19 protein-coding genes are annotated in these 16,600 nt (G+C 69.9%); 9 read left to right on the forward strand and 10 right to left on the reverse strand.

The genetic code is table 11. The annotated features are described in order from the left end of the window. Nucleotides 1-164: 164 nt before the first annotated feature. Nucleotides 165-1,388, forward strand: a complete 1,224-nt coding sequence (gene serB / locus ABD858_RS06690; RefSeq protein ID WP_345035201.1) for a phosphoserine phosphatase SerB — start codon at nt 165-167, stop codon at nt 1,386-1,388. A gap of 55 nt (nt 1,389-1,443) precedes the next feature. Here the strand turns inward: serB and ABD858_RS06695 are convergent, their stop codons facing one another. The 4 genes from ABD858_RS06695 to ABD858_RS06710 all read right to left on the reverse strand — a co-directional run bounded on the left by ABD858_RS06695 (nt 1,444) and on the right by ABD858_RS06710 (nt 3,808). Continuing rightward, nucleotides 1,444-1,962 carry a SixA phosphatase family protein gene (locus ABD858_RS06695; RefSeq protein WP_345035202.1) on the reverse strand — a complete coding sequence of 173 codons (519 nt, stop codon included), beginning with the start codon at nt 1,960-1,962 and terminating at the stop codon, nt 1,444-1,446. A gap of 92 nt (nt 1,963-2,054) precedes the next feature. Further along, nucleotides 2,055-2,261 carry a hypothetical protein gene (locus tag ABD858_RS06700; protein WP_345035203.1) on the reverse strand — a complete coding sequence of 69 codons (207 nt, stop codon included), beginning with the start codon at nt 2,259-2,261 and terminating at the stop codon, nt 2,055-2,057. Between the two features lie 138 nt (nt 2,262-2,399). Further along, nucleotides 2,400-2,516, reverse strand: a complete 117-nt coding sequence (locus ABD858_RS06705; protein ID WP_345035204.1) for an SGM_5486 family transporter-associated protein — start codon at nt 2,514-2,516, stop codon at nt 2,400-2,402. 17 nt (nt 2,517-2,533) lie between these two features. Then, entirely contained in the window at nt 2,534-3,808 is a 1,275-nt protein-coding gene (locus ABD858_RS06710) for a CynX/NimT family MFS transporter (RefSeq protein ID WP_345035205.1), read from the reverse strand. A 58-nt stretch (nt 3,809-3,866) separates the two neighbouring features. On the opposite strand from ABD858_RS06710, the gene ABD858_RS06715 reads away from it, so the two are divergent. Next, a complete protein-coding gene (locus ABD858_RS06715) occupies nt 3,867-4,574 on the forward strand; it encodes a FadR/GntR family transcriptional regulator (RefSeq protein ID WP_345035206.1) in 708 nt (235 codons plus the stop codon). Here the strand turns inward: ABD858_RS06715 and ABD858_RS06720 are convergent. The 4 genes from ABD858_RS06720 to ABD858_RS06735 form a co-directional block, all read right to left on the reverse strand. Continuing rightward, the gene (locus ABD858_RS06720; protein WP_345035207.1) at nt 4,552-4,890 is read right to left on the reverse strand and encodes a hypothetical protein; all 339 of its coding nucleotides are present in this window, start codon (nt 4,888-4,890) and stop codon (nt 4,552-4,554) included. The two genes, ABD858_RS06715 and ABD858_RS06720, sit on opposite strands and share 23 nt — an antisense overlap. A 422-nt stretch (nt 4,891-5,312) precedes the next feature. Then, a complete protein-coding gene (fabI, locus tag ABD858_RS06725; protein WP_345035208.1) occupies nt 5,313-6,080 on the reverse strand; it encodes an enoyl-ACP reductase FabI in 768 nt (255 codons plus the stop codon). 5 nt (nt 6,081-6,085) lie between these two features. Beyond that, the gene (fabG, locus tag ABD858_RS06730) at nt 6,086-6,790 is read right to left on the reverse strand and encodes a 3-oxoacyl-[acyl-carrier-protein] reductase (RefSeq protein WP_345035210.1); all 705 of its coding nucleotides are present in this window, start codon (nt 6,788-6,790) and stop codon (nt 6,086-6,088) included. 240 nt (nt 6,791-7,030) lie between these two features. Beyond that, nucleotides 7,031-7,255 (reverse strand): TetR/AcrR family transcriptional regulator, encoded by a 225-nt coding sequence (locus ABD858_RS06735; protein WP_345035211.1) that lies wholly within the window; start codon nt 7,253-7,255, stop codon nt 7,031-7,033. Between the two features lie 346 nt (nt 7,256-7,601). On the opposite strand from ABD858_RS06735, the gene ABD858_RS06740 reads away from it, so the two are divergent. The 5 genes from ABD858_RS06740 (at nt 7,602) to tyrS (ending at nt 14,133) form a co-directional block, all read left to right on the forward strand. After that, nucleotides 7,602-8,324 carry a VOC family protein gene (locus tag ABD858_RS06740; RefSeq protein WP_345035212.1) on the forward strand — a complete coding sequence of 241 codons (723 nt, stop codon included), beginning with the start codon at nt 7,602-7,604 and terminating at the stop codon, nt 8,322-8,324. 54 nt (nt 8,325-8,378) lie between these two features. Further along, the gene (locus tag ABD858_RS06745; RefSeq protein WP_345035214.1) at nt 8,379-9,104 is read left to right on the forward strand and encodes a recombinase family protein; all 726 of its coding nucleotides are present in this window, start codon (nt 8,379-8,381) and stop codon (nt 9,102-9,104) included. Between the two features lie 414 nt (nt 9,105-9,518). Next, complete coding sequence (locus tag ABD858_RS06750; RefSeq protein WP_345035215.1) at nt 9,519-11,042, forward strand: TldD/PmbA family protein; 1,524 nt, start codon at nt 9,519-9,521, stop codon at nt 11,040-11,042. Nucleotides 11,043-11,258: 216 nt separating this feature from the next. After that, nucleotides 11,259-12,653: a metallopeptidase TldD-related protein gene (locus ABD858_RS06755; RefSeq protein ID WP_345035216.1), complete on the forward strand. Its 1,395-nt coding sequence runs from the start codon at nt 11,259-11,261 to the stop codon at nt 12,651-12,653. 79 nt (nt 12,654-12,732) lie between these two features. Further along, complete coding sequence (gene tyrS / locus ABD858_RS06760; protein WP_345035218.1) at nt 12,733-14,133, forward strand: tyrosine--tRNA ligase; 1,401 nt, start codon at nt 12,733-12,735, stop codon at nt 14,131-14,133. A 70-nt stretch (nt 14,134-14,203) separates the two neighbouring features. Here the strand turns inward: tyrS and ABD858_RS06765 are convergent, their stop codons facing one another. Continuing rightward, nucleotides 14,204-14,479 (reverse strand): GlsB/YeaQ/YmgE family stress response membrane protein, encoded by a 276-nt coding sequence (locus tag ABD858_RS06765; protein WP_345035219.1) that lies wholly within the window; start codon nt 14,477-14,479, stop codon nt 14,204-14,206. Between the two features lie 239 nt (nt 14,480-14,718). Here ABD858_RS06765 and ABD858_RS06770 point away from each other — a divergent pair, with 239 nt between their 5' ends. Both ABD858_RS06770 and ABD858_RS06775 read left to right on the forward strand, forming a co-directional pair. After that, a complete protein-coding gene (locus ABD858_RS06770; RefSeq protein ID WP_345035220.1) occupies nt 14,719-15,093 on the forward strand; it encodes a DUF3099 domain-containing protein in 375 nt (124 codons plus the stop codon). Between the two features lie 240 nt (nt 15,094-15,333). Continuing rightward, nucleotides 15,334-15,558, forward strand: coding sequence for a hypothetical protein (locus tag ABD858_RS06775; protein WP_345035221.1), 225 nt, complete (start codon nt 15,334-15,336; stop codon nt 15,556-15,558). Here the strand turns inward: ABD858_RS06775 and moaA are convergent. Beyond that, on the reverse strand, nt 15,541-16,530 hold the full coding sequence (gene moaA, locus ABD858_RS06780) for a GTP 3',8-cyclase MoaA (protein WP_345035222.1): 990 nt from the start codon (nt 16,528-16,530) through the stop codon (nt 15,541-15,543). The genes ABD858_RS06775 and moaA overlap by 18 nt on opposite strands. Nucleotides 16,531-16,600: the final 70 nt, after the last annotated feature.

Consider the following 16,600-nt stretch of genomic DNA (forward strand, 5'->3'; position numbering starts at 1 on the left):
CCGCGTCGTGTTCGGCCTGACCGGCGCCTATGCGTGGAACATCACCCACCGTGACTTCGCGATGCACCCGAGGCCCGGCTTCCACTGTCCGAAGGGGGGCGGGGTGTCCGCCCAGCGGGACGGGTCGCATGGCTGCAAGCCGTGCCCTATACGGTGGGAGAACCATGACTGCATCGCAGACCTCGCAGACCTCAGACGTACCCACCCTTCTCGTCAAGATCTTCGGGAAGGACCGTCCCGGGATCACCGCCGGGCTCTTCGACACGCTCGCCGCCTTCTCCGTCGATGTCGTCGACATCGAGCAGATCGTCACCCGGGGCCGCCTCATGCTGTGCGCCCTTGTCACCACGCCCTCCGCGGGCGGGGCGACCGAGGGGGAGCTGCGGGCCACCGTGCACGGCTGGGCCGAGTCGCTCAAGCTGCAGGCCGAGATCATCTCGGGCACGGGTGACAACCGGCCGCGAGGGCATGGCAGGTCGCATGTCACCGTGCTGGGCCACCCGCTGACCGCCGAGTCGACCGCGGCCATAGCGGCGCGCATAGCGGCGGAGGGCGGCAACATCGACCGGATCTTCCGGCTGGCGAAGTATCCGGTCACCGCCGTCGAATTCGCGGTGTCCGGTGCCGAGACCGAGCCGCTGCGCACCTCGCTGGCGACCGAGGCCGCCAAGCAGGGCGTCGATGTGGCGGTGGTCTCGGCCGGACTGCACCGGCGGGCCCAGCGCCTGGTGGTCATGGATGTGGACTCGACGCTGATCCAGGACGAGGTCATCGAGCTGTTCGCGGCGCACGCGGGCTGCGAGGACAAGGTTGCCGAGGTGACCGCGCAGGCGATGCGGGGCGAGCTGGACTTCGAGCAGTCGCTGCACGCGCGGGTGGCGCTGCTGGCGGGGCTCGACGCGTCCGTGGTCGACAAGGTGCGCGCCGAGGTCCGGCTGACTCCCGGCGCCCGCACCCTCATCCGTACGCTCAAGCGGCTCGGCTACCAGGTCGGCGTCGTATCGGGCGGCTTCACCCAGGTCACGGACGACCTCAAGGAACGGCTCGGGCTGGACTTCGCCTCCGCCAACACGCTGGAGATCGTCGACGGCAAGCTGACCGGCCGGGTCGTCGGGGAGGTCGTGGACCGTGCCGGCAAGGCGCGGCTGCTGCGCCGGTTCGCCGAGGAGGCGGGGGTGCCGCTGGCGCAGACCGTGGCGATCGGCGACGGCGCCAATGACCTCGACATGCTCAATGCGGCCGGGCTCGGCGTGGCGTTCAACGCCAAGCCGGTGGTCCGCAGCGCGGCCGACACCGCGGTGAACGTGCCTTTCCTGGACACCGTGCTGTATCTGCTGGGCATCACCCGGGAAGAGGTCGAGGCGGCCGACATAGACGACGCCGTCTGAGCGTGGACGAGAGGGCCCCGGTGCGGCAGTCGCACCGGGGCCCTCTGCATCCCTGTCACGCCGGCGGGGCCCAGTAGTCGACCAGGGTGCCCACGCCGTGCTCGACGGACTTCCAGGAGCCGGAGAACCCGACGACCGCGAACGCCGAGGTCGGGAAGCCACCACGGGTCATCCGGGCCAGGGCATCACCCTCGACGCGGCCCGCGAGGGCGTCGGCGAGGGCATGCATCCCAGGGTTGTGACCGATGAGGAGGAGGTCCTTCACCTCGTCCGGGATTTCGTTGAGCAGCGCCAGGATGTCGCCGAGGCCGGCTTCGTACAGCCGCTCCTCGTACACGGTCCTGGGGCGCTGGGCGAGCTCCGGCACGGCCAGCTTCCAGGTCTCACGGGTCCTGGTCGCAGTCGAGCACAGGGCGAGGTCGAAGGTGATTCCGGTGGCGGCCAGCCGGCGGCCGGCGATGGGGGCGTCCTTGCGGCCGCGCTCGGCGAGCGGCCGCTCATGGTCGGATTCCTGGGACCAGTCGGCCTTCGCATGCCGGAGTACGACGATCCTGCGGGGTGTATCGACGCTCATGTCCCCCAGCTTCGCATGAATGGCGCCATGGGGCGCAGGGTGTTGAGAACCTGCCCCACCACGGGTGAAGGGCACATTCCGACGGGCGCCTTCTAGTGCGACAGGGTCTGCTGGACGCGCTCCAGGAGCTGGGTTATCGCGGGGCCGCCGTCCGCGGCGTACGCCGAGCCGGAGCCGGTCATCAGGAGGAGCAGCACGGCGAAGGCCATGACGGGCAGGGCTATGGCCCACCACGGCAGCCGGATCTCGACACCGCCCGAGGCCGAGGCGTGGGACCGGGTGTGCGTACGGGCCGTCATGGCCGCCTCCATGAGTGCGAGGTCTGCGTTCTGCGGATACCTCGAACTTACGGATCACGGCCCCCAGGTCACATCCGGTGGTCCACCCACTTCACCCTGACCCTGGCCCCCTAGGGGATGGTGGGGTTACCCCCACCATCAGGGCGCGACGACGGAGGCGACGATACCGATCACCACCGTGATCGCGAGCATCGCGCCGAGCACGAGCAGCAGCTTCTTCTGACCGTTCTGGGGATTCGGTTCGAGCACAGGCATGCCGACAGTCTCGCATCTCAGCATTCGTCCTCGATGGTCCGGTCCCGTCCGGCCAGGATGCCGAGCACGATCTGCGGCACCATCAGGCCCGCCATCAGTGTGATCGGCAGCCCCCAGCCGCCGCTGTGCTCGTAGAGCACACCGATGAGCAGCGGGCCGGGGATCGCGATCAGGTAGCCGGTGCTCTGCACGAAGGTCGACAGCCGCACCACCCCGGCCCCGGTCCGCGAACGCATACCGATCAGGGTGAGCACCAGCGGGAAGGTGCACATGGAGACACCGAGCAGCAGCACCCAGACCCAGGCGCCGGAGACCGGGGCGAAGTGGAGGCCCGCGTAGGCCACCAGGCCGCACAGGCCGAGCACGGCGGCGAGCGGTCCCTGGTTCTTCATCCGGGCGGCGACGTTCGGCAGGACGAAGGAGAGCGGGATGCCGAGCCCCATGGTCACGGCCAGCAGCAGTCCCGCGGTGGAGGCCGGGACTCCGGCGTCGCGGAAGATCTGCGGCAGCCAGCCCATGGTGATGTACGCGCTGGTGGCCTGGAGACCGAAGAAGCAGGCGAGAGCCCAGGCGGTGCGGCTGCGGAAGACCTTGGGGGGCGTGCCGCCGGCGTCGGCCTGCGGTGCGGCTGCCGCGCCCCGGCCCCCTGCCAGCGGCGCCCAGGCCAGTACGGCGACCGCGCCGAGGACCGCCCATATCACCAGACCGGTACGCCAACTGCCACCCAGCGCACTGGTGATGGGCACAGTGGCAACCGCGGCGACCGAGGTGCCGAGGGCGAGCGCCATCGAGTACAGGCCGGTCATGCTGCCGACACGGTCGGGGAAGTACCGCTTGACGATCACCGGCATCAGCACATTGCTGAGGGCGATACCCATCAGGGTGAGAACGCTCGCGGCGAGGAAGCCCACTGTGCCGCCGGCGAAGGGGCGGATGACCAGCCCGGCGGTGATGGCGACCATGCCGGCGCAGACCACGGCGGCGAGGCCGAAGCGGCGCGCGAGGCGCGGGGCGGCGACGCCGAACACCGCGAAGCACAGCGGCGGTACGGACGTGAGGACGCCGGCGACGCTGCCGCTCATGCCCAGCCCGTCGCGCACCTCCTCGAAGAGCGCACCGAGGCTGGTGATGGCCGGGCGGAGGTTGACGGCCGCGAGGACCAGGGCGACGACGACCAACCGGGTGAGCCACACGGACGCCGGCCGCTCGGGGACGGCCCTCTGATCGAGAGCGGAGGAGGAAGTGCTGGCGGGACTCAGTGTCTGCGTGGGTGTCGGGGTCTCGTCGGGCATGGGTGCCATCATAGAATCATGGGATGATTGGTTGTCCACTCCCGCCAGGAGGAGCACCATGGCGCTGAGCTCTCCGCGGCGTTCCGCGCTCGCCGACCAGGTGATCGCGCAGCTGCGTAACCAGATCACCTCGGGCGAGTGGCCGGTGGGATCACGCATCCCCACCGAGCCCGAGCTCGTCGAGCAACTGGGCGTGGCCCGCAACACCGTCCGCGAGGCCGTCCGGGCCCTCGCCCACAACGGGCTGCTGGACATCCGGCAGGGCTCCGGCACCTATGTGATCGCCACCAGTGAGCTGGCCGGCGTGATGCACCGCAGATTCGCGGGCTCGGACCCGCGGCACATCGCCGAGCTGCGCTCCACGCTCGAGTCCTCCGCCGCCCGGCTGGCGGCCCGGCGGCGCACCGAACGCGATCTGCGCCAGCTGGACGCGCTGCTGGACCGCCGCGAGGAGGCCTGGTCCTCGGGCGACGCGGAGGCCTTCGTGGCCACGGACTCGACCTTCCACCTGGCCGTGGTCGCCGCCTCGCACAACGACGTACTGACCGAGCTGTACGCGGACCTCGGCGATCTGCTGCGCGACTGGCTGCGCGAGGACGTCGGTCGCGAGCTGCGCCCGGAGGATCACATGGATCACTCCCGGCTGGTGGAAGCGATCCGCGCGGGCGACGAGGACACGGCCGCGAACGAGGCCGCGGGCTACTCGTTCAAGTGCATCCCCGAGCGCGCCTACCCCCTGCCGGTCACACCCGCCACTCGTGACTGACCCAGACCGTGCGTATCTCCTTCCAGCAGCGGTCGGTGAGCCGCACCGTGTCGGCGGGACGGACGTCGACCGGCGCCCCGTCCATGTCGATGTCCCACCATCGGGCGCATTCGACGTGCAGCCGCACCCGGTCGATGCCGGGATAGGGGTTATGGCAGTACGCGACGGCCCGCGAGCCCTCCACGGACGTACGGCAGTCGGCTCGGTACTCCGGAGGCGGTGGCGCTGAACCGGCGCGTGCGGCGGTCGGCACCAGGGCGGTGACCAGGATCGCCGGCGTCAGCAGCGCTGCCGCTCTGCGGTGCGTGGCGCGCATGCCGTACCTCCTCCCCCATGGCACCCCGGGAGGCTCCCGGTCTGTCCAGTCTGCGGGGAAACACCCCGGAACGCATGACGGCCGCGTGCCGCCGGTCGGGTGACCGGCGGCACGCGGCCGCTTCGTACATACGGGTGTCAGGCGCCGATGGCGTGCAGGCCACCGACACCGTTTCGACCGCCGCCCTCGCACCGCTCGGCCCCGGGGGGCCTTGCGGGCTTCGAGCGGCTGCGCCGGACTCCGTCCGGCAGGTCGTGGCTAGTGCCGCGACCGGCAACGTTTGCCCGTCAAGGAGCGGCGTCCGGTGCGTGCGATCGCAAGGCGGCCGAAAGCCCTCGTAGCAGCGTTACTTGGGTTTTCGGCCAACGCAGCGAGCGTGCGTGCCGGGCGTCGCGACGGGGCAAACGTTGCCGGGAGGGGCACTAGGCGCCGATGGCGTGCAGGCCGCCGTCGACGTGGATGATCTCGCCCGTGGTCTTCGGGAACCAGTCCGACAGCAGGGCGACGACACCGCGGCCCGCGGGCTCCGGGTCGTTGAGGTCCCACTCCAGCGGGGAGCGGTGGTTCCACACGTCCGCCAGCTCCGAGAAGCCGGGGATGGACTTGGCGGCCATGGAGCCGATCGGACCGGCCGAGATGAGGTTGCAGCGGACGTTCTGCTTGCCCAGGTCACGCGCCAGGTAGCGGTTGACCGACTCCAGCGCGGCCTTCGCGGGGCCCATCCAGTCGTACTGCGGCCAGGCGTACTGGGCGTCGAAGGTCAGGCCGACCACCGAGCCGCCCTCCTGCATCAGCGGCAGGCAGGCCATGGTCAGCGACTTCAGCGAGAATGCCGAGACGTGCATCGCCGTGGAGACGGACTCGAACGGCGTGTTGAGGAAGTTGCCGCCGAGCGCGTCCTGCGGAGCGAAACCGATGGAGTGGACGACGCCGTCCAGGCCGCCCAGCTCGGCCCGCACGATGTCCTCGAGACGCGTCAGGTGCTCGGCGTTGGTCACGTCCAGCTCGACGACCTTGGTGGGCTTGGGGAGCTTCTTGGCGATGCGCTCGGTCAGCGTGGGCCGCGGGAAGGCGGTCAGAATGATCTCGGCGCCCTGCTCTTGGGCCAGCTTGGCCGTGTGGAACGCGATGGAGGACTCCATCAGCACACCGGTGATCAGGATGCGCTTGCCTTCGAGGATTCCGCTCATGGTGATCAGTGACCCATGCCCAATCCGCCGTCAACCGGGATGACGGCTCCAGTGATGTACGAGGCGTCGTCGGAGGCGAGGAAGCGCACCGCTGCGGCGATCTCCTCGGGCTGCGCGTAGCGGCCCATCGGCACGCCGGCGACGATGGCGGCGCGCTGCTCCTCCGTGAGCACCCTGGTCATGTCGGTGTCGACGAAACCGGGCGCCACGACGTTGAAGGTGATGTTGCGCGAGCCGAGCTCACGGGCGAGCGAACGGGCGAAACCGACAAGGCCCGCCTTGGAGGCGGCGTAGTTGGCCTGGCCCGCCGAACCGGCCAGCCCCACGACCGAGGAGATCAGGACGACCCGGCCCTTCCTGGCCCGCAGCATGCCGCGGTTGGCGCGCTTGACCACTCGGAAGGTACCCGTGAGGTTGGTGTCCAGGACCGAGACGAAGTCCTCCTCGGACATGCGCATCAGCAGCTGGTCCTTGGTGACGCCGGCGTTGGCCACCAGTACCTCCACCGGCCCCTGCTGCTCCTCGATCTCCTTGAAGGCCTGCTCGACCTGCTCGGAGTCGGTGATGTCGCACTTGACGGCGAGGAAGCCGGCCGGCGGCTCGCCCGAGCGATACGTGATCGCGACCTTGTCGCCTGCGTCGGCGAAAGCGCGGGCGATGGCGAGGCCGATGCCCCGGTTTCCTCCGGTGACGAGAACCGAGCGGCTCATCGGATCACCCTTTCCCTAGCGGTCTGGTGTCCCCCGCAAACTATCGGTCCCGTCCGTCTTACGGGGAATCGACCCCTGACAGCGCCTTCACCCGGTCACTGTCGGATCCCTACAGAACGGTCGCGGTCAGCCTGCCGTCCCGGTCCGGCCGTCAGCGTCGCGTCAGGGGCCCATAAGCGGGACCGGGACGGCCGGCCCTGCATTGCCGCCCGCAGGGGAGGGGCGAAGAGCCGGCGCACCTCAGCGGCTGCCAGGTCCGCGACAGGGTGCAGCGGGGTTCAGGTACCGGGTGAAGGCCAGCCCGCCGATCACGGCTACGGCGGCGGTCGCGCGCTTCGTCGCGTCCGGACCGTCGAGAAATTCAGCAATACGGCCCAACAGCTCTCGTTCGAGGTACTCCCGGAGCACCCGCATCACATCCTCGTTCTGCGGCGCCACCCCCTTGAGCGCTTTGACCTCCTCCATCGCCCTGAAGGGCGAGCATTGTCCGTCTGTGGGTGGTCGCCTGCAAGGCGAGATCACCCGCTCCGAATGGGTTCCTGGTTCCTCCCCACCTGGGGTGGCGATGGTGCGCGCTGCCGGGCTGCTGCCCGGCCCCCGAGGGCGAACCGGCTGCCGCCCCGGCGTGACGGGCCGGCTCAGCCGGTGCTGTGGACGACGGTGGCGTTCCGCACGATCGTCATCTTGTGGGGGACCGGGCTCCCCCCGCGACGGAACTCGGATGCGGGTGCCGCACGGTTACCCCTAGGCTGCGCTCGCGGGGAGGGCGAGGCGCCGTCTCGACCGTCAATGGATCGGAGATGCACGGGCTATGACCAGTCAACTGTTCGCGATCTGCTTCAATGCGACCCGGCCGTCGGGCCTGGCCCGGTTCTGGTCCGGGGTCCTGGGCTGGGAGTTGGCCGACGGTCCGGACGACGATGTCGCGATCCTGCCCCCTGATACCGCCGGATTCCGCATCCGTTTCCTGCCGAGCCAGGAGCCGAAGATCGGTCAGAACCGGGCGCACTTCGACCTGACGAGCGCCTCCCCGGAGGATCAGCAGCAGACGGTGGCCAGGGCGCTGGAGTTCGGCGGGAAGCACATCGACGTGGGCCAACTCCCGGAAGAGGGACATGTGGTGCTCGCCGATCCAGACGGCAACGAGTTCTGCGTCATCGAGGCGGGCAACAAGTTCCTCGCCGACACCGGCGTCATCGGAGCGCTGTCCTGCGACGGTACGCAGGAGGTCGGTTACTTCTGGAGCGAGGCGCTGCGGTGGCCGCTGGTCTGGGACCAGGACCAGGAGACCGCGATCCAATCGCCGGACGGCGGTACGAAGATCACGTGGGGTGGTCCTCCGGTGGCGCCGAAGACGGGCACGAACAGGCTGTACTTCGAGCTGGCGCTCCCCACCGACGCCGACTGGGAGGAGGAGGTCGACCGTCTGATCTCGCTCGGCGCGACGCGCACCGACACCGGCGAGGGCGACGGCGGCCGGGCGCTGATGCTCGACCCCGACGGCAACGAGTTCTCCGTACGGAGGCCCCGGTAGCAGGGCTGTTGTCGGGTGGGCTGTGTTTCATAGGCGACGTGCCGACCCCCCGCCGTGCGCAAGCCCGGCTCCGCCTGGGCCGAGCTGCCCCGGCCGAGGAACACCGGCGCCGAACCCGTCGGGCACGCCCGTCTGGGGTACGCACGCGCATCCACCGCCCGGCAGTCCCTCGACTCCCCACTCGACTCGCTCGCCGAAGCCGGGGTCACCCGGATCTTCTCCGAGAAGCTCTCCACCCGCGCCACCCAGCGCCCCGAACCGGACAAGGCCGTCGCCCTCGCCGGTGAACTGCGCGCCTCCGGGGTGCGTGTCACGCTCGTCGTCCACGAGCACAAGCGGCTCGGCCGCGGCATCGAACTGGCGACCCTGGCCGAGGAGCTGAAGGCGAGCGACGTCGGCCTGGCGTTCCTCACCGGTGAGCTCCAGGGCTCACACGAGCCCTCCGGAGTCGTGTGCACCGTCCTGGCCGCCCTGTCCGGTATGGAACGCGAGTACATCCGTGAGCGCACCGTGGAAGGTCACGAGTCCGCCCGCAAGCGCGGCAAGACCATCGGCGGCGCGGGCGTCACCGACGACGACATGCTGTCCATGGCCCTCCACCTGCGCGATCAGGAGATGAACCTGCGCGACATCGCCAAGCGCCCCGTCATCACCACGGGCAAGGAGAAGGGCCAACTCCCCTCACCCGCCACCGTGATGCGGATGCTCCGCGCACGACGAGCAGACGGCGGCTGCCTCGACGGCGTAGCCGAGCTGTACGACCGCAGCCCCGAGCGTTAGGGCGTGCTTCGAAAGTAGCGTCGTCCGCCCGGAGGGCGGGGTCGGGGGCGTCTGGTGCGTGCGATCGCAAGGCGGAGGGAGGAGAGCGCAGCGGGCTGCGCCGACGACCGACAACGCGGCGAGCGTGCGTGCCGGGCGTTCCCGACCAGGCGGGACTTTCGAAACACGCCCTGGGCAGGGCTCCACACCACCTGGCCGTAGCGGTACGAGAACAGGGCCTTGGTCACGATGAGTGGGACCTTCCTCCTGGCGCGATCGCCGGGTGGCTCTGACGTAACGACAGCGCACTGCGGCCGTTCGCTCGTTGGACTGCGGGCGGACGACCGCCGTGCGTGTCGCCCGAAACCGGTGGCCGGGCGCAGGCCGTTATGGGCATGGTTCACTGCGGACACAAACAGAAAAGGGAGACCTTACGTGGCCCACCAGGTCGATCAGTCATTCCTCGCGCTGCCGCTACGCGCGCTCGCCGACGCGGCGCTCGCGCGGGCGCGGGCGCTCGGTGCCGATCATGCCGATTTCCGTTTCGAGCGGGTGCGCAGCGCGTCCTGGCGGTTGCGGGACGCCAAGCCGGCCGGTTCGTCCGACACCACTGACCTCGGCTACGCGGTGCGCGTGGTGCACGGCGGGGCCTGGGGGTTCGCGTCCGGGGTGGATCTCACCATGGACGCGGCGGCCCGGGTCGCGGGGCAGGCGGTGGCGATGGCCAAGCTGTCCGCGCAGGTCATCGCGGCGGCCGGGTCGGACGAGAGGGTGGAGCTCGCCGATGAGCCGGTGCACGCCGAGAAGACCTGGGTGTCGGCGTACGACATCAATCCGTTCGACGTGCCCGACGAGGAGAAGACCGGGCTGCTGACGGAATGGAGCGAGCGGCTGCTGCGCGCCGAGGGGGTCGCGCACGCGGACACCTCGCTGATGACCGTGCAGGAGAACAAGTTCTACGCGGACACCGCCGGCACCGTCACCACGCAGCAGCGCGTGCGGCTGCATCCGCAACTGACCGCGGTCGCCGTGGACGAGAAGAGCGGTGAGTTCGACTCGATGCGGACCATCGCCCCGCCGGTGGGGCGCGGCTGGGAGTACCTGACGGGGACCGGCTGGGACTGGGACACCGAGCTGGAGCAGATCCCGGAGTTCCTGGCCGAGAAGATGAAGGCGCCGAGCGTCGAGGCCGGGTCGTACGACCTGGTGGTGGATCCGTCGAATCTGTGGCTGACCATCCATGAGTCGATCGGGCACGCCACCGAGCTGGACCGGGCGCTGGGGTACGAGGCCGCGTACGCGGGGACCTCGTTCGCGACCTTCGACCAGCTGGGGAAGCTCCAGTACGGCTCGTCGGTGATGAACGTGACGGGTGACCGGACCGCCGAGCACGGTCTCGCCACCGTCGGCTACGACGACGAAGGCGTCCAGGCACAGTCCTGGGACCTGGTCAAGGACGGTGTGCTGGCCGGCTACCAGCTGGACCGGCGGATCGCGAGGCTGACGGGGCTCGGACGGTCCAACGGCTGCGCGTTCGCCGACTCGCCGGGGCATGTGCCCGTGCAGCGGATGGCGAACGTGTCGCTGCAGCCGGATCCGGGCGGGCTGTCCACCGAGGATCTGATCGGCAGCGTCGAGCGCGGGATCTATGTGGTCGGCGACCGGTCGTGGTCGATCGACATGCAGCGCTACAACTTCCAGTTCACCGGTCAGCGTTTCTTCCGGATCGAGAACGGGCGCCTGGCCGGCCAGCTGCGCGATGTCGCCTACCAGGCGACTACCACCGACTTCTGGGGCTCCATGGAGAAGGTCGGCGGGCCGCAGACGTATGTCCTGGGCGGGGCCTTCAACTGCGGCAAGGCCCAGCCGGGCCAGGTCGCGGCCGTCTCGCACGGCTGCCCGTCCGCGCTGTTCCGCGGTGTCAACATCCTCAATACGACTCAGGAGGCTGGACGATGAGCGGCCAGCACGGAATCTGCCGGGACTCCGGCCCGCGGCGCAGCCGCTGTCGGATGCAGTGTCCCCCGGGTCAGCACAGCCTGAACACCACGCAGGAGGCGGGTCGATGAGCGGCCAGCACGGAATCTGCCGGGACTCCGGCCCGCGGCGCAGCCGCTGTCGGATGCAGTGCCCCCCGGGTCAGCACAGCCTGAACACCACGCAGGAGGCCGGGCGATGAGCCGCAGCACGACCAAGCCGCACGAGATCGTCGAGCGGGCCCTGGAGTTGTCACAGGCCGACGGGTGCGTGGTCATCGCGGACGAGGAGTCGTCCGCCAATCTGCGCTGGGCCGGCAACGCGCTCACCACCAACGGCGTCACCCGTGGGCGGACCCTGACCGTCATCGCGACCGTGGACGGCAAGGAGGGCACGGCGTCCGGCGTGATCTCGCGGTCCGCCGTCACGGCCGACGACCTGGAGCCGCTGGTACGGGCCGCGGAGGCGCACGCGCGCGGTGCGGGGCCGGCCGAGGACGCGCAGCCGCTGATCACCGGGGGGGCGGCATCGGACGACTTCACCGAGGCTCCGGCCGAGACCTCGTCCGCGGTGTTCGCGGACTTCGCGCCGGCGCTGGGCGAGGCGTTCGCCCGGGCCCGGGCCGGCGGCCGTGAGCTGTACGGCTTCGCCAACCACGAGCTGACCTCCACGTACCTCGGCACGTCCACCGGGCTGCGGCTGCGCCATGACCAGCCGAACGGCACGCTGGAGCTCAACGCCAAGTCCCCGGACCGTTCCCGCTCGGCCTGGGCGGGCCGTTCCACCCGGGACTTCAAGGATGTGGACCCGGCCGCACTGGACGAGGAGCTGGCGGTCCGGCTCGGCTGGGCGGAGCGGCGGATCGACCTGCCCGCGGGGCGGTACGAGACGCTGCTGCCGCCGACCGCGGTGGCCGACCTGCTGATCTACCAGATGTGGTCGGCGGCGGCACGGGACGCGGCCGAGGGCCGTACGGTCTTCTCCAAGCCGGGCGGCGGTACGCGGGTCGGGGAGAAGCTCTCGGAGCTTCCGCTGACGTTGCGCAGCAACCCGGACGAGCCGGGCCTGGAGTCCGCGCCGTTCGTGATCGCGCACGCCTCGGGCGACGCTGCCTCCGTCTTCGACAACGGTCTGCCGCTCACGGCGACGGACTGGATCCGGGACGGAAGGCTGGAGCACCTGGTGACCACCCGGCACACCGCGGGCCTCACCGGGCTGCCCGTCGCGCCCGGCATCGACAACCTGGTACTGGACGGTGGCGGGGAGCGCTCGCTGGAGGAGATGGTCGCCTCGACCGAGCGGGGACTGCTGCTGACCTGCCTCTGGTACATCAGGGAGGTGGACCCGGCGACGCTGCTCCTGACCGGTCTGACCAGGGACGGCGTCTACCTCGTCGAGAACGGGGAGGTGGTCGGCGAGGTGAACAACTTCCGGTTCAACGAGTCGCCCGTCGATCTGCTGTCCCGGGCCGCGGAGGCCGGCCGTACCGAGAGGACGCTGCCGCGCGAGTGGAGCGACTGGTTCACGCGGGCCGCGACGCCGGCCCTGCGCATCCCGGACTTCAACATGAGCTCGGTGAGCCTGGGTGTCTGACCGCCGGAACGTGATCCCGGCCTGAACAAATAGACTCGTCCTGTCCTTCGTCCGACCAAACAACCTCAGGAACGCCACCATGACACGCCTCGGCGACTCCGTCGCACGCGCCAGCGCACTGCTGGCGCAGGACCTCTCCTCCGAATCCACCGTGGAGCAGCTGCTCACGGAGACCAAGGCGCGGCGCTATCTGGACCTGTCGGATCTGTCGGCGAAGGAACAGGCCGAGCTGATCGCCTCCCGGACCGTGGAGGTGCTCCCGGCGGTCGCCAAGCTCGCCGAGCGCATCGAGAAGCGTCGGGGCGAGGGCAAGGGCCTGGGCATCAAGCTGGGCATCGACCCGACCGGCGCCGATGTCCACCTGGGCCACGCCGTACCGATGATCATTCTCAACCGCTTCCAGCGGATGGGGCACGACGTCACGCTGCTCATCGGTGACTTCACCGCGAAGATCGGCGACCCGTCGGGCCGTACGTCGGAGCGCCCGCCGCTCACCGACGACGACATCGCGAAGAACCTCGCGGGCTACCGCGAGCAGGTGCGTCCGTTCTTCGACTTCGAGAAGGTGAACTTCCGGCAGAACAGCGAGTGGCTGGGGCCGTTCACCTTCCCCGAGCTGCTCGGCCTGCTCGCCCATGTGCCGGCCTCTCAGCTGCTCCAGCGCGAGGACTTCCGCACCCGGCTGGCCTCGGGCGCGGGCCTGACGATGACGGAGATGCTGTACCCCATCGCGCAGGGCCTGGACTCGGTGGCGCTGGAGTGCGATGTGGAGCTCGGTGGCGCGGACCAGCTGCTGAACCTCCAGATGGGCCGCAAGCTGATGGAGCTCAAGGGCCAGAAGCCGCAGCTGGTCGTCACCATGCCGCTGATCGAGGGCACGGACGGCAGCGGCGCGAAGATGTCCAAGTCCAAGAACAACTACGTCGGCCTGAAGGCCACCCCCGACGACGTCTTCGGCAAGATCATGTCGGTTCCGGACCGGCTGATGGAGCCGTACCTCAAGGCCTGGACCGAGTGGACGGACCAGGAGATCGCCCAAGTGCTGTCCCGGGTCGAGGAGAAGTCGCTGCACCCGATGGATCTGAAGAAGATCCTGGCCGGTGAGATGGTCTCCGCGCTCTACGGCGTGGAGGCGGCGATGGCGGCGCGCGCGGGTTTCGTCGCGCAGTTCTCGAAGAAGTCCTTCGCGGACGTGGAGACGCTGCCCGAGGTGGACCTCGGTGAGCACGGCGCGGAGCAGATCACGGTCGTGCTGTCCAAGGTGCTGGACTTCCAGCCCAGCGCGTCGGCCGCGCGCCGGGTCGCCAAGCAGAACGGGCTCCGGTTCGTCCTGGAGACCGAGGCCGGCCAGCAGAACGTCGTGCTGACCGAGGCCCAGGCGATCCGGCCGCTGGCCGAGGTCGTCGCCGAGACCGCGGCGGGCGCGACCACGGTCTACCTCAAGGCGGGCCGCAAGATCGCCCAGCTGAAGGGCCTGTAGCGCGCGTACGGCAGCGGCCGGGCCGCCCCGAGAGGGCGGCCCGGCCGCTGCCGTACTGTCGTCGGGCCCGTCAGGCCTTCTGCTTCTGCCTTCTCATGCCGACCCAGAGCATGTCGCCCACGTACACAAGGAGGATCGCCCCCGCCAGCTGCAGCCCGTGCCGGCCCCAGTCGATGCCGCGCGTCTCCGCGATGCCGAGCGCCCCCGCGACGGCGTTGCCGACGATGGATCCGAGGATGCCGAGCACGGTCGTCAGCCAGAGCGGGATCTGCTGCTTGCCGGGGATGACCGCCTTGGCGATGACGCCGAGCACGAAACCCACGATGATCGCCCACAACCAGCCCATGTGTCCTCCTCATGCAGTGCGCCCACGCGGCGGAGCCGCATACCGGCTACGCGCATGTGCGCCCAGTTTCACCCCATCCGCCATACGCCGCATGTCGGACATCCGCATACGTACCACTGCGTGCGGCATCTCCCCGGACCAGGGGCGCCCCGGTCTCGAATCCGTCCGAGGCCGGGCGTACGGTGAAGGTAGTCCGGACCGGGGAGGGTCCGGCGTCGGAACGCTGGTGGTGGAATGTGATGTGGAAGCACAGCGGCAGTGAGGTCTTCCGGATCACGGGAGCCCGACAGGGTCTGGCCGCGGATGTGCGGGGCAGGCAGCGCCGCTATGTCATCTCGATGTCGGTGCGCACCGTGTCGTTCCTCCTGGCGGTGGCGCTCTGGAACATCGAACGGTATGTGGCGTTCGTGGCGCTGGCCCTTGGACTGCTGCTTCCCTACATCGCCGTGGTGATCGCCAACGCGGGCCGGGAACGTGCCCCCTCGCTGCCCTCGACCTTCGATCTCGAACACGATCGGCACATGCTCGGACCGGCCGGTTCGGCACCCTCCGCGGAACCCCGGCCGGAAGCCGCCGACGGGGCGGAGGACGCGTCCGAGGACCCCGACCGGTGAGGCGGAACCGAGTCCGCACCGCCTTCGAAGCCCGGGAAAAGCTCAGATCAATCATGACGATCCGGTGCACCTCACCGGGCCGCCCGTGACATACTGCGTACGCGCTCCGCATCCCCCGTCGGAGCGACGGACCGACGCCGGGCAGCTCCCCCCGTGGCTGCCCGGCGTCGCCTTGTTGTGGCCCTCTTCGGCGCCCGTTGTGCCCGCCCCCATGCCCTTGTACCGCCGCAGGATGTACGTGTGAGTGACGAGACGACGATCTGTTCCGCCAAGGGCTGCCGTACCGCCGCCGTATGGGTCCTGGCCTGGAACAACCCCAAGATTCATACGCCCGAGCGGCGCAAGACCTGGCTCGCGTGCGAGGAGCACCGCGAGCACCTCTCGCAGTTCCTCGGCATCCGCGGCTTCCTCAAGGACGTGGTGACGCTGGAGGAGTGGGAGCGCCGGTCAGCCTCCGATGGCTGACATCGGGCGGTCGGGCTGAAGGAAGGACGGGTCGTCCAGACCGGATCCGGCCTTCTTTCCCCACATCGCGGTCTTCCACAGCTCGGCGATCTCCTCGTCCGGCGCACCCGAGCGCAGAGCCCCGCGCAGATCGGACTCCTCACGGGCGAAGAGACAGGTGCGCACCTGTCCGTCGGCCGTGAGCCGGGTGCGGTCGCAGGCGCGGCAGAACGGGCGGGTGACGGACGCGATGACACCGACACGGTGCGGGCCCCCGTCCACGATCCAGCGCTCGGCCGGGGCGGAGCCTCGCTCCTCCTGCCCCTCCGGGGTGAGGGTGAATCGGGTGCGCAGTGAGGCGAGGATGTCGCCCGCAGTGATCATTCCGTCGCGCTTCCAGCCGTGCTGGGCGTCGAGCGGCATCTGCTCGATGAAGCGCAGCTCGTAGTCGTTCTCCACCGCCCAGGTGAGCAGGTCGGGCGCTTCGTCGTCGTTCAGCCCGGGCATCAGCACGGCGTTGACCTTGACCGGGGTCAGTCCCGCGGCATGCGCGGCCTCGAGTCCGTCGAGGACGTCGTGATGGCGGTCCCTGCGGGTGAGCGTCTTGAAGACGTCGGGGCGCAGGGTGTCGAGGGAGACGTTGACCCGGTCCAGGCCGGCGGCCCTGAGCGCATCGGCGGTACGCCGCAGCCCTATGCCGTTGGTGGTCAGGGACATCCTGGGACGCGGCTCCAGGGCCGCACAGCGCTCCACGATGCCGACCAGGCCGGGGCGCAGCAGCGGTTCGCCGCCGGTGAAGCGGACCTCGGTGACGCCCAGGGTGGTGACCGCGATCCGGATGAGCCGGACGATCTCGTCGTCGGTGAGCAGATCCGGCTTGGCCAGCCACTGCAGGCCCTCTTCCGGCATGCAGTACGTGCACCGCAGATTGCATCGGTCGGTGAGCGAAACCCGCAGGTCGGTGGCCACACGGCCGTAGGTGTCGACGAGCACTGTGGGCCCCCTCCCTGATGTCCGGTACTCGGTTGTGGAGTCGTACAAGGGAGACTACGCGAGACCTCTG

It is taken from the genome of Streptomyces sannanensis, assembly GCF_039536205.1.
GTDB classification, from domain to species: Bacteria; Actinomycetota; Actinomycetes; order Streptomycetales; family Streptomycetaceae; genus Streptomyces; species Streptomyces sannanensis.

Coding starts and splice junctions, on each gene's coding strand:
- serB (WP_345035201.1), top strand. CDS start 165: ATGACTGCATCGCAGACCTCGCAGACCTCAGACGTACCCACCCTTCTC.
- ABD858_RS06695 (WP_345035202.1), bottom strand. CDS start 1,962: ATGAGCGTCGATACACCCCGCAGGATCGTCGTACTCCGGCATGCGAAG.
- ABD858_RS06700 (WP_345035203.1), bottom strand. CDS start 2,261: ATGACGGCCCGTACGCACACCCGGTCCCACGCCTCGGCCTCGGGCGGT.
- ABD858_RS06705 (WP_345035204.1), bottom strand. CDS start 2,516: ATGCCTGTGCTCGAACCGAATCCCCAGAACGGTCAGAAGAAGCTGCTG.
- ABD858_RS06710 (WP_345035205.1), bottom strand. CDS start 3,808: ATGCCCGACGAGACCCCGACACCCACGCAGACACTGAGTCCCGCCAGC.
- ABD858_RS06715 (WP_345035206.1), top strand. CDS start 3,867: ATGGCGCTGAGCTCTCCGCGGCGTTCCGCGCTCGCCGACCAGGTGATC.
- ABD858_RS06720 (WP_345035207.1), bottom strand. CDS start 4,890: ATGCGCGCCACGCACCGCAGAGCGGCAGCGCTGCTGACGCCGGCGATC.
- fabI (WP_345035208.1), bottom strand. CDS start 6,080: ATGAGCGGAATCCTCGAAGGCAAGCGCATCCTGATCACCGGTGTGCTG.
- fabG (WP_345035210.1), bottom strand. CDS start 6,790: ATGAGCCGCTCGGTTCTCGTCACCGGAGGAAACCGGGGCATCGGCCTC.
- ABD858_RS06735 (WP_345035211.1), bottom strand. CDS start 7,255: ATGGAGGAGGTCAAAGCGCTCAAGGGGGTGGCGCCGCAGAACGAGGAT.
- ABD858_RS06740 (WP_345035212.1), top strand. CDS start 7,602: ATGACCAGTCAACTGTTCGCGATCTGCTTCAATGCGACCCGGCCGTCG.
- ABD858_RS06755 (WP_345035216.1), top strand. CDS start 11,259: ATGAGCCGCAGCACGACCAAGCCGCACGAGATCGTCGAGCGGGCCCTG.
- tyrS (WP_345035218.1), top strand. CDS start 12,733: ATGACACGCCTCGGCGACTCCGTCGCACGCGCCAGCGCACTGCTGGCG.
- ABD858_RS06765 (WP_345035219.1), bottom strand. CDS start 14,479: ATGGGCTGGTTGTGGGCGATCATCGTGGGTTTCGTGCTCGGCGTCATC.
- ABD858_RS06770 (WP_345035220.1), top strand. CDS start 14,719: ATGTGGAAGCACAGCGGCAGTGAGGTCTTCCGGATCACGGGAGCCCGA.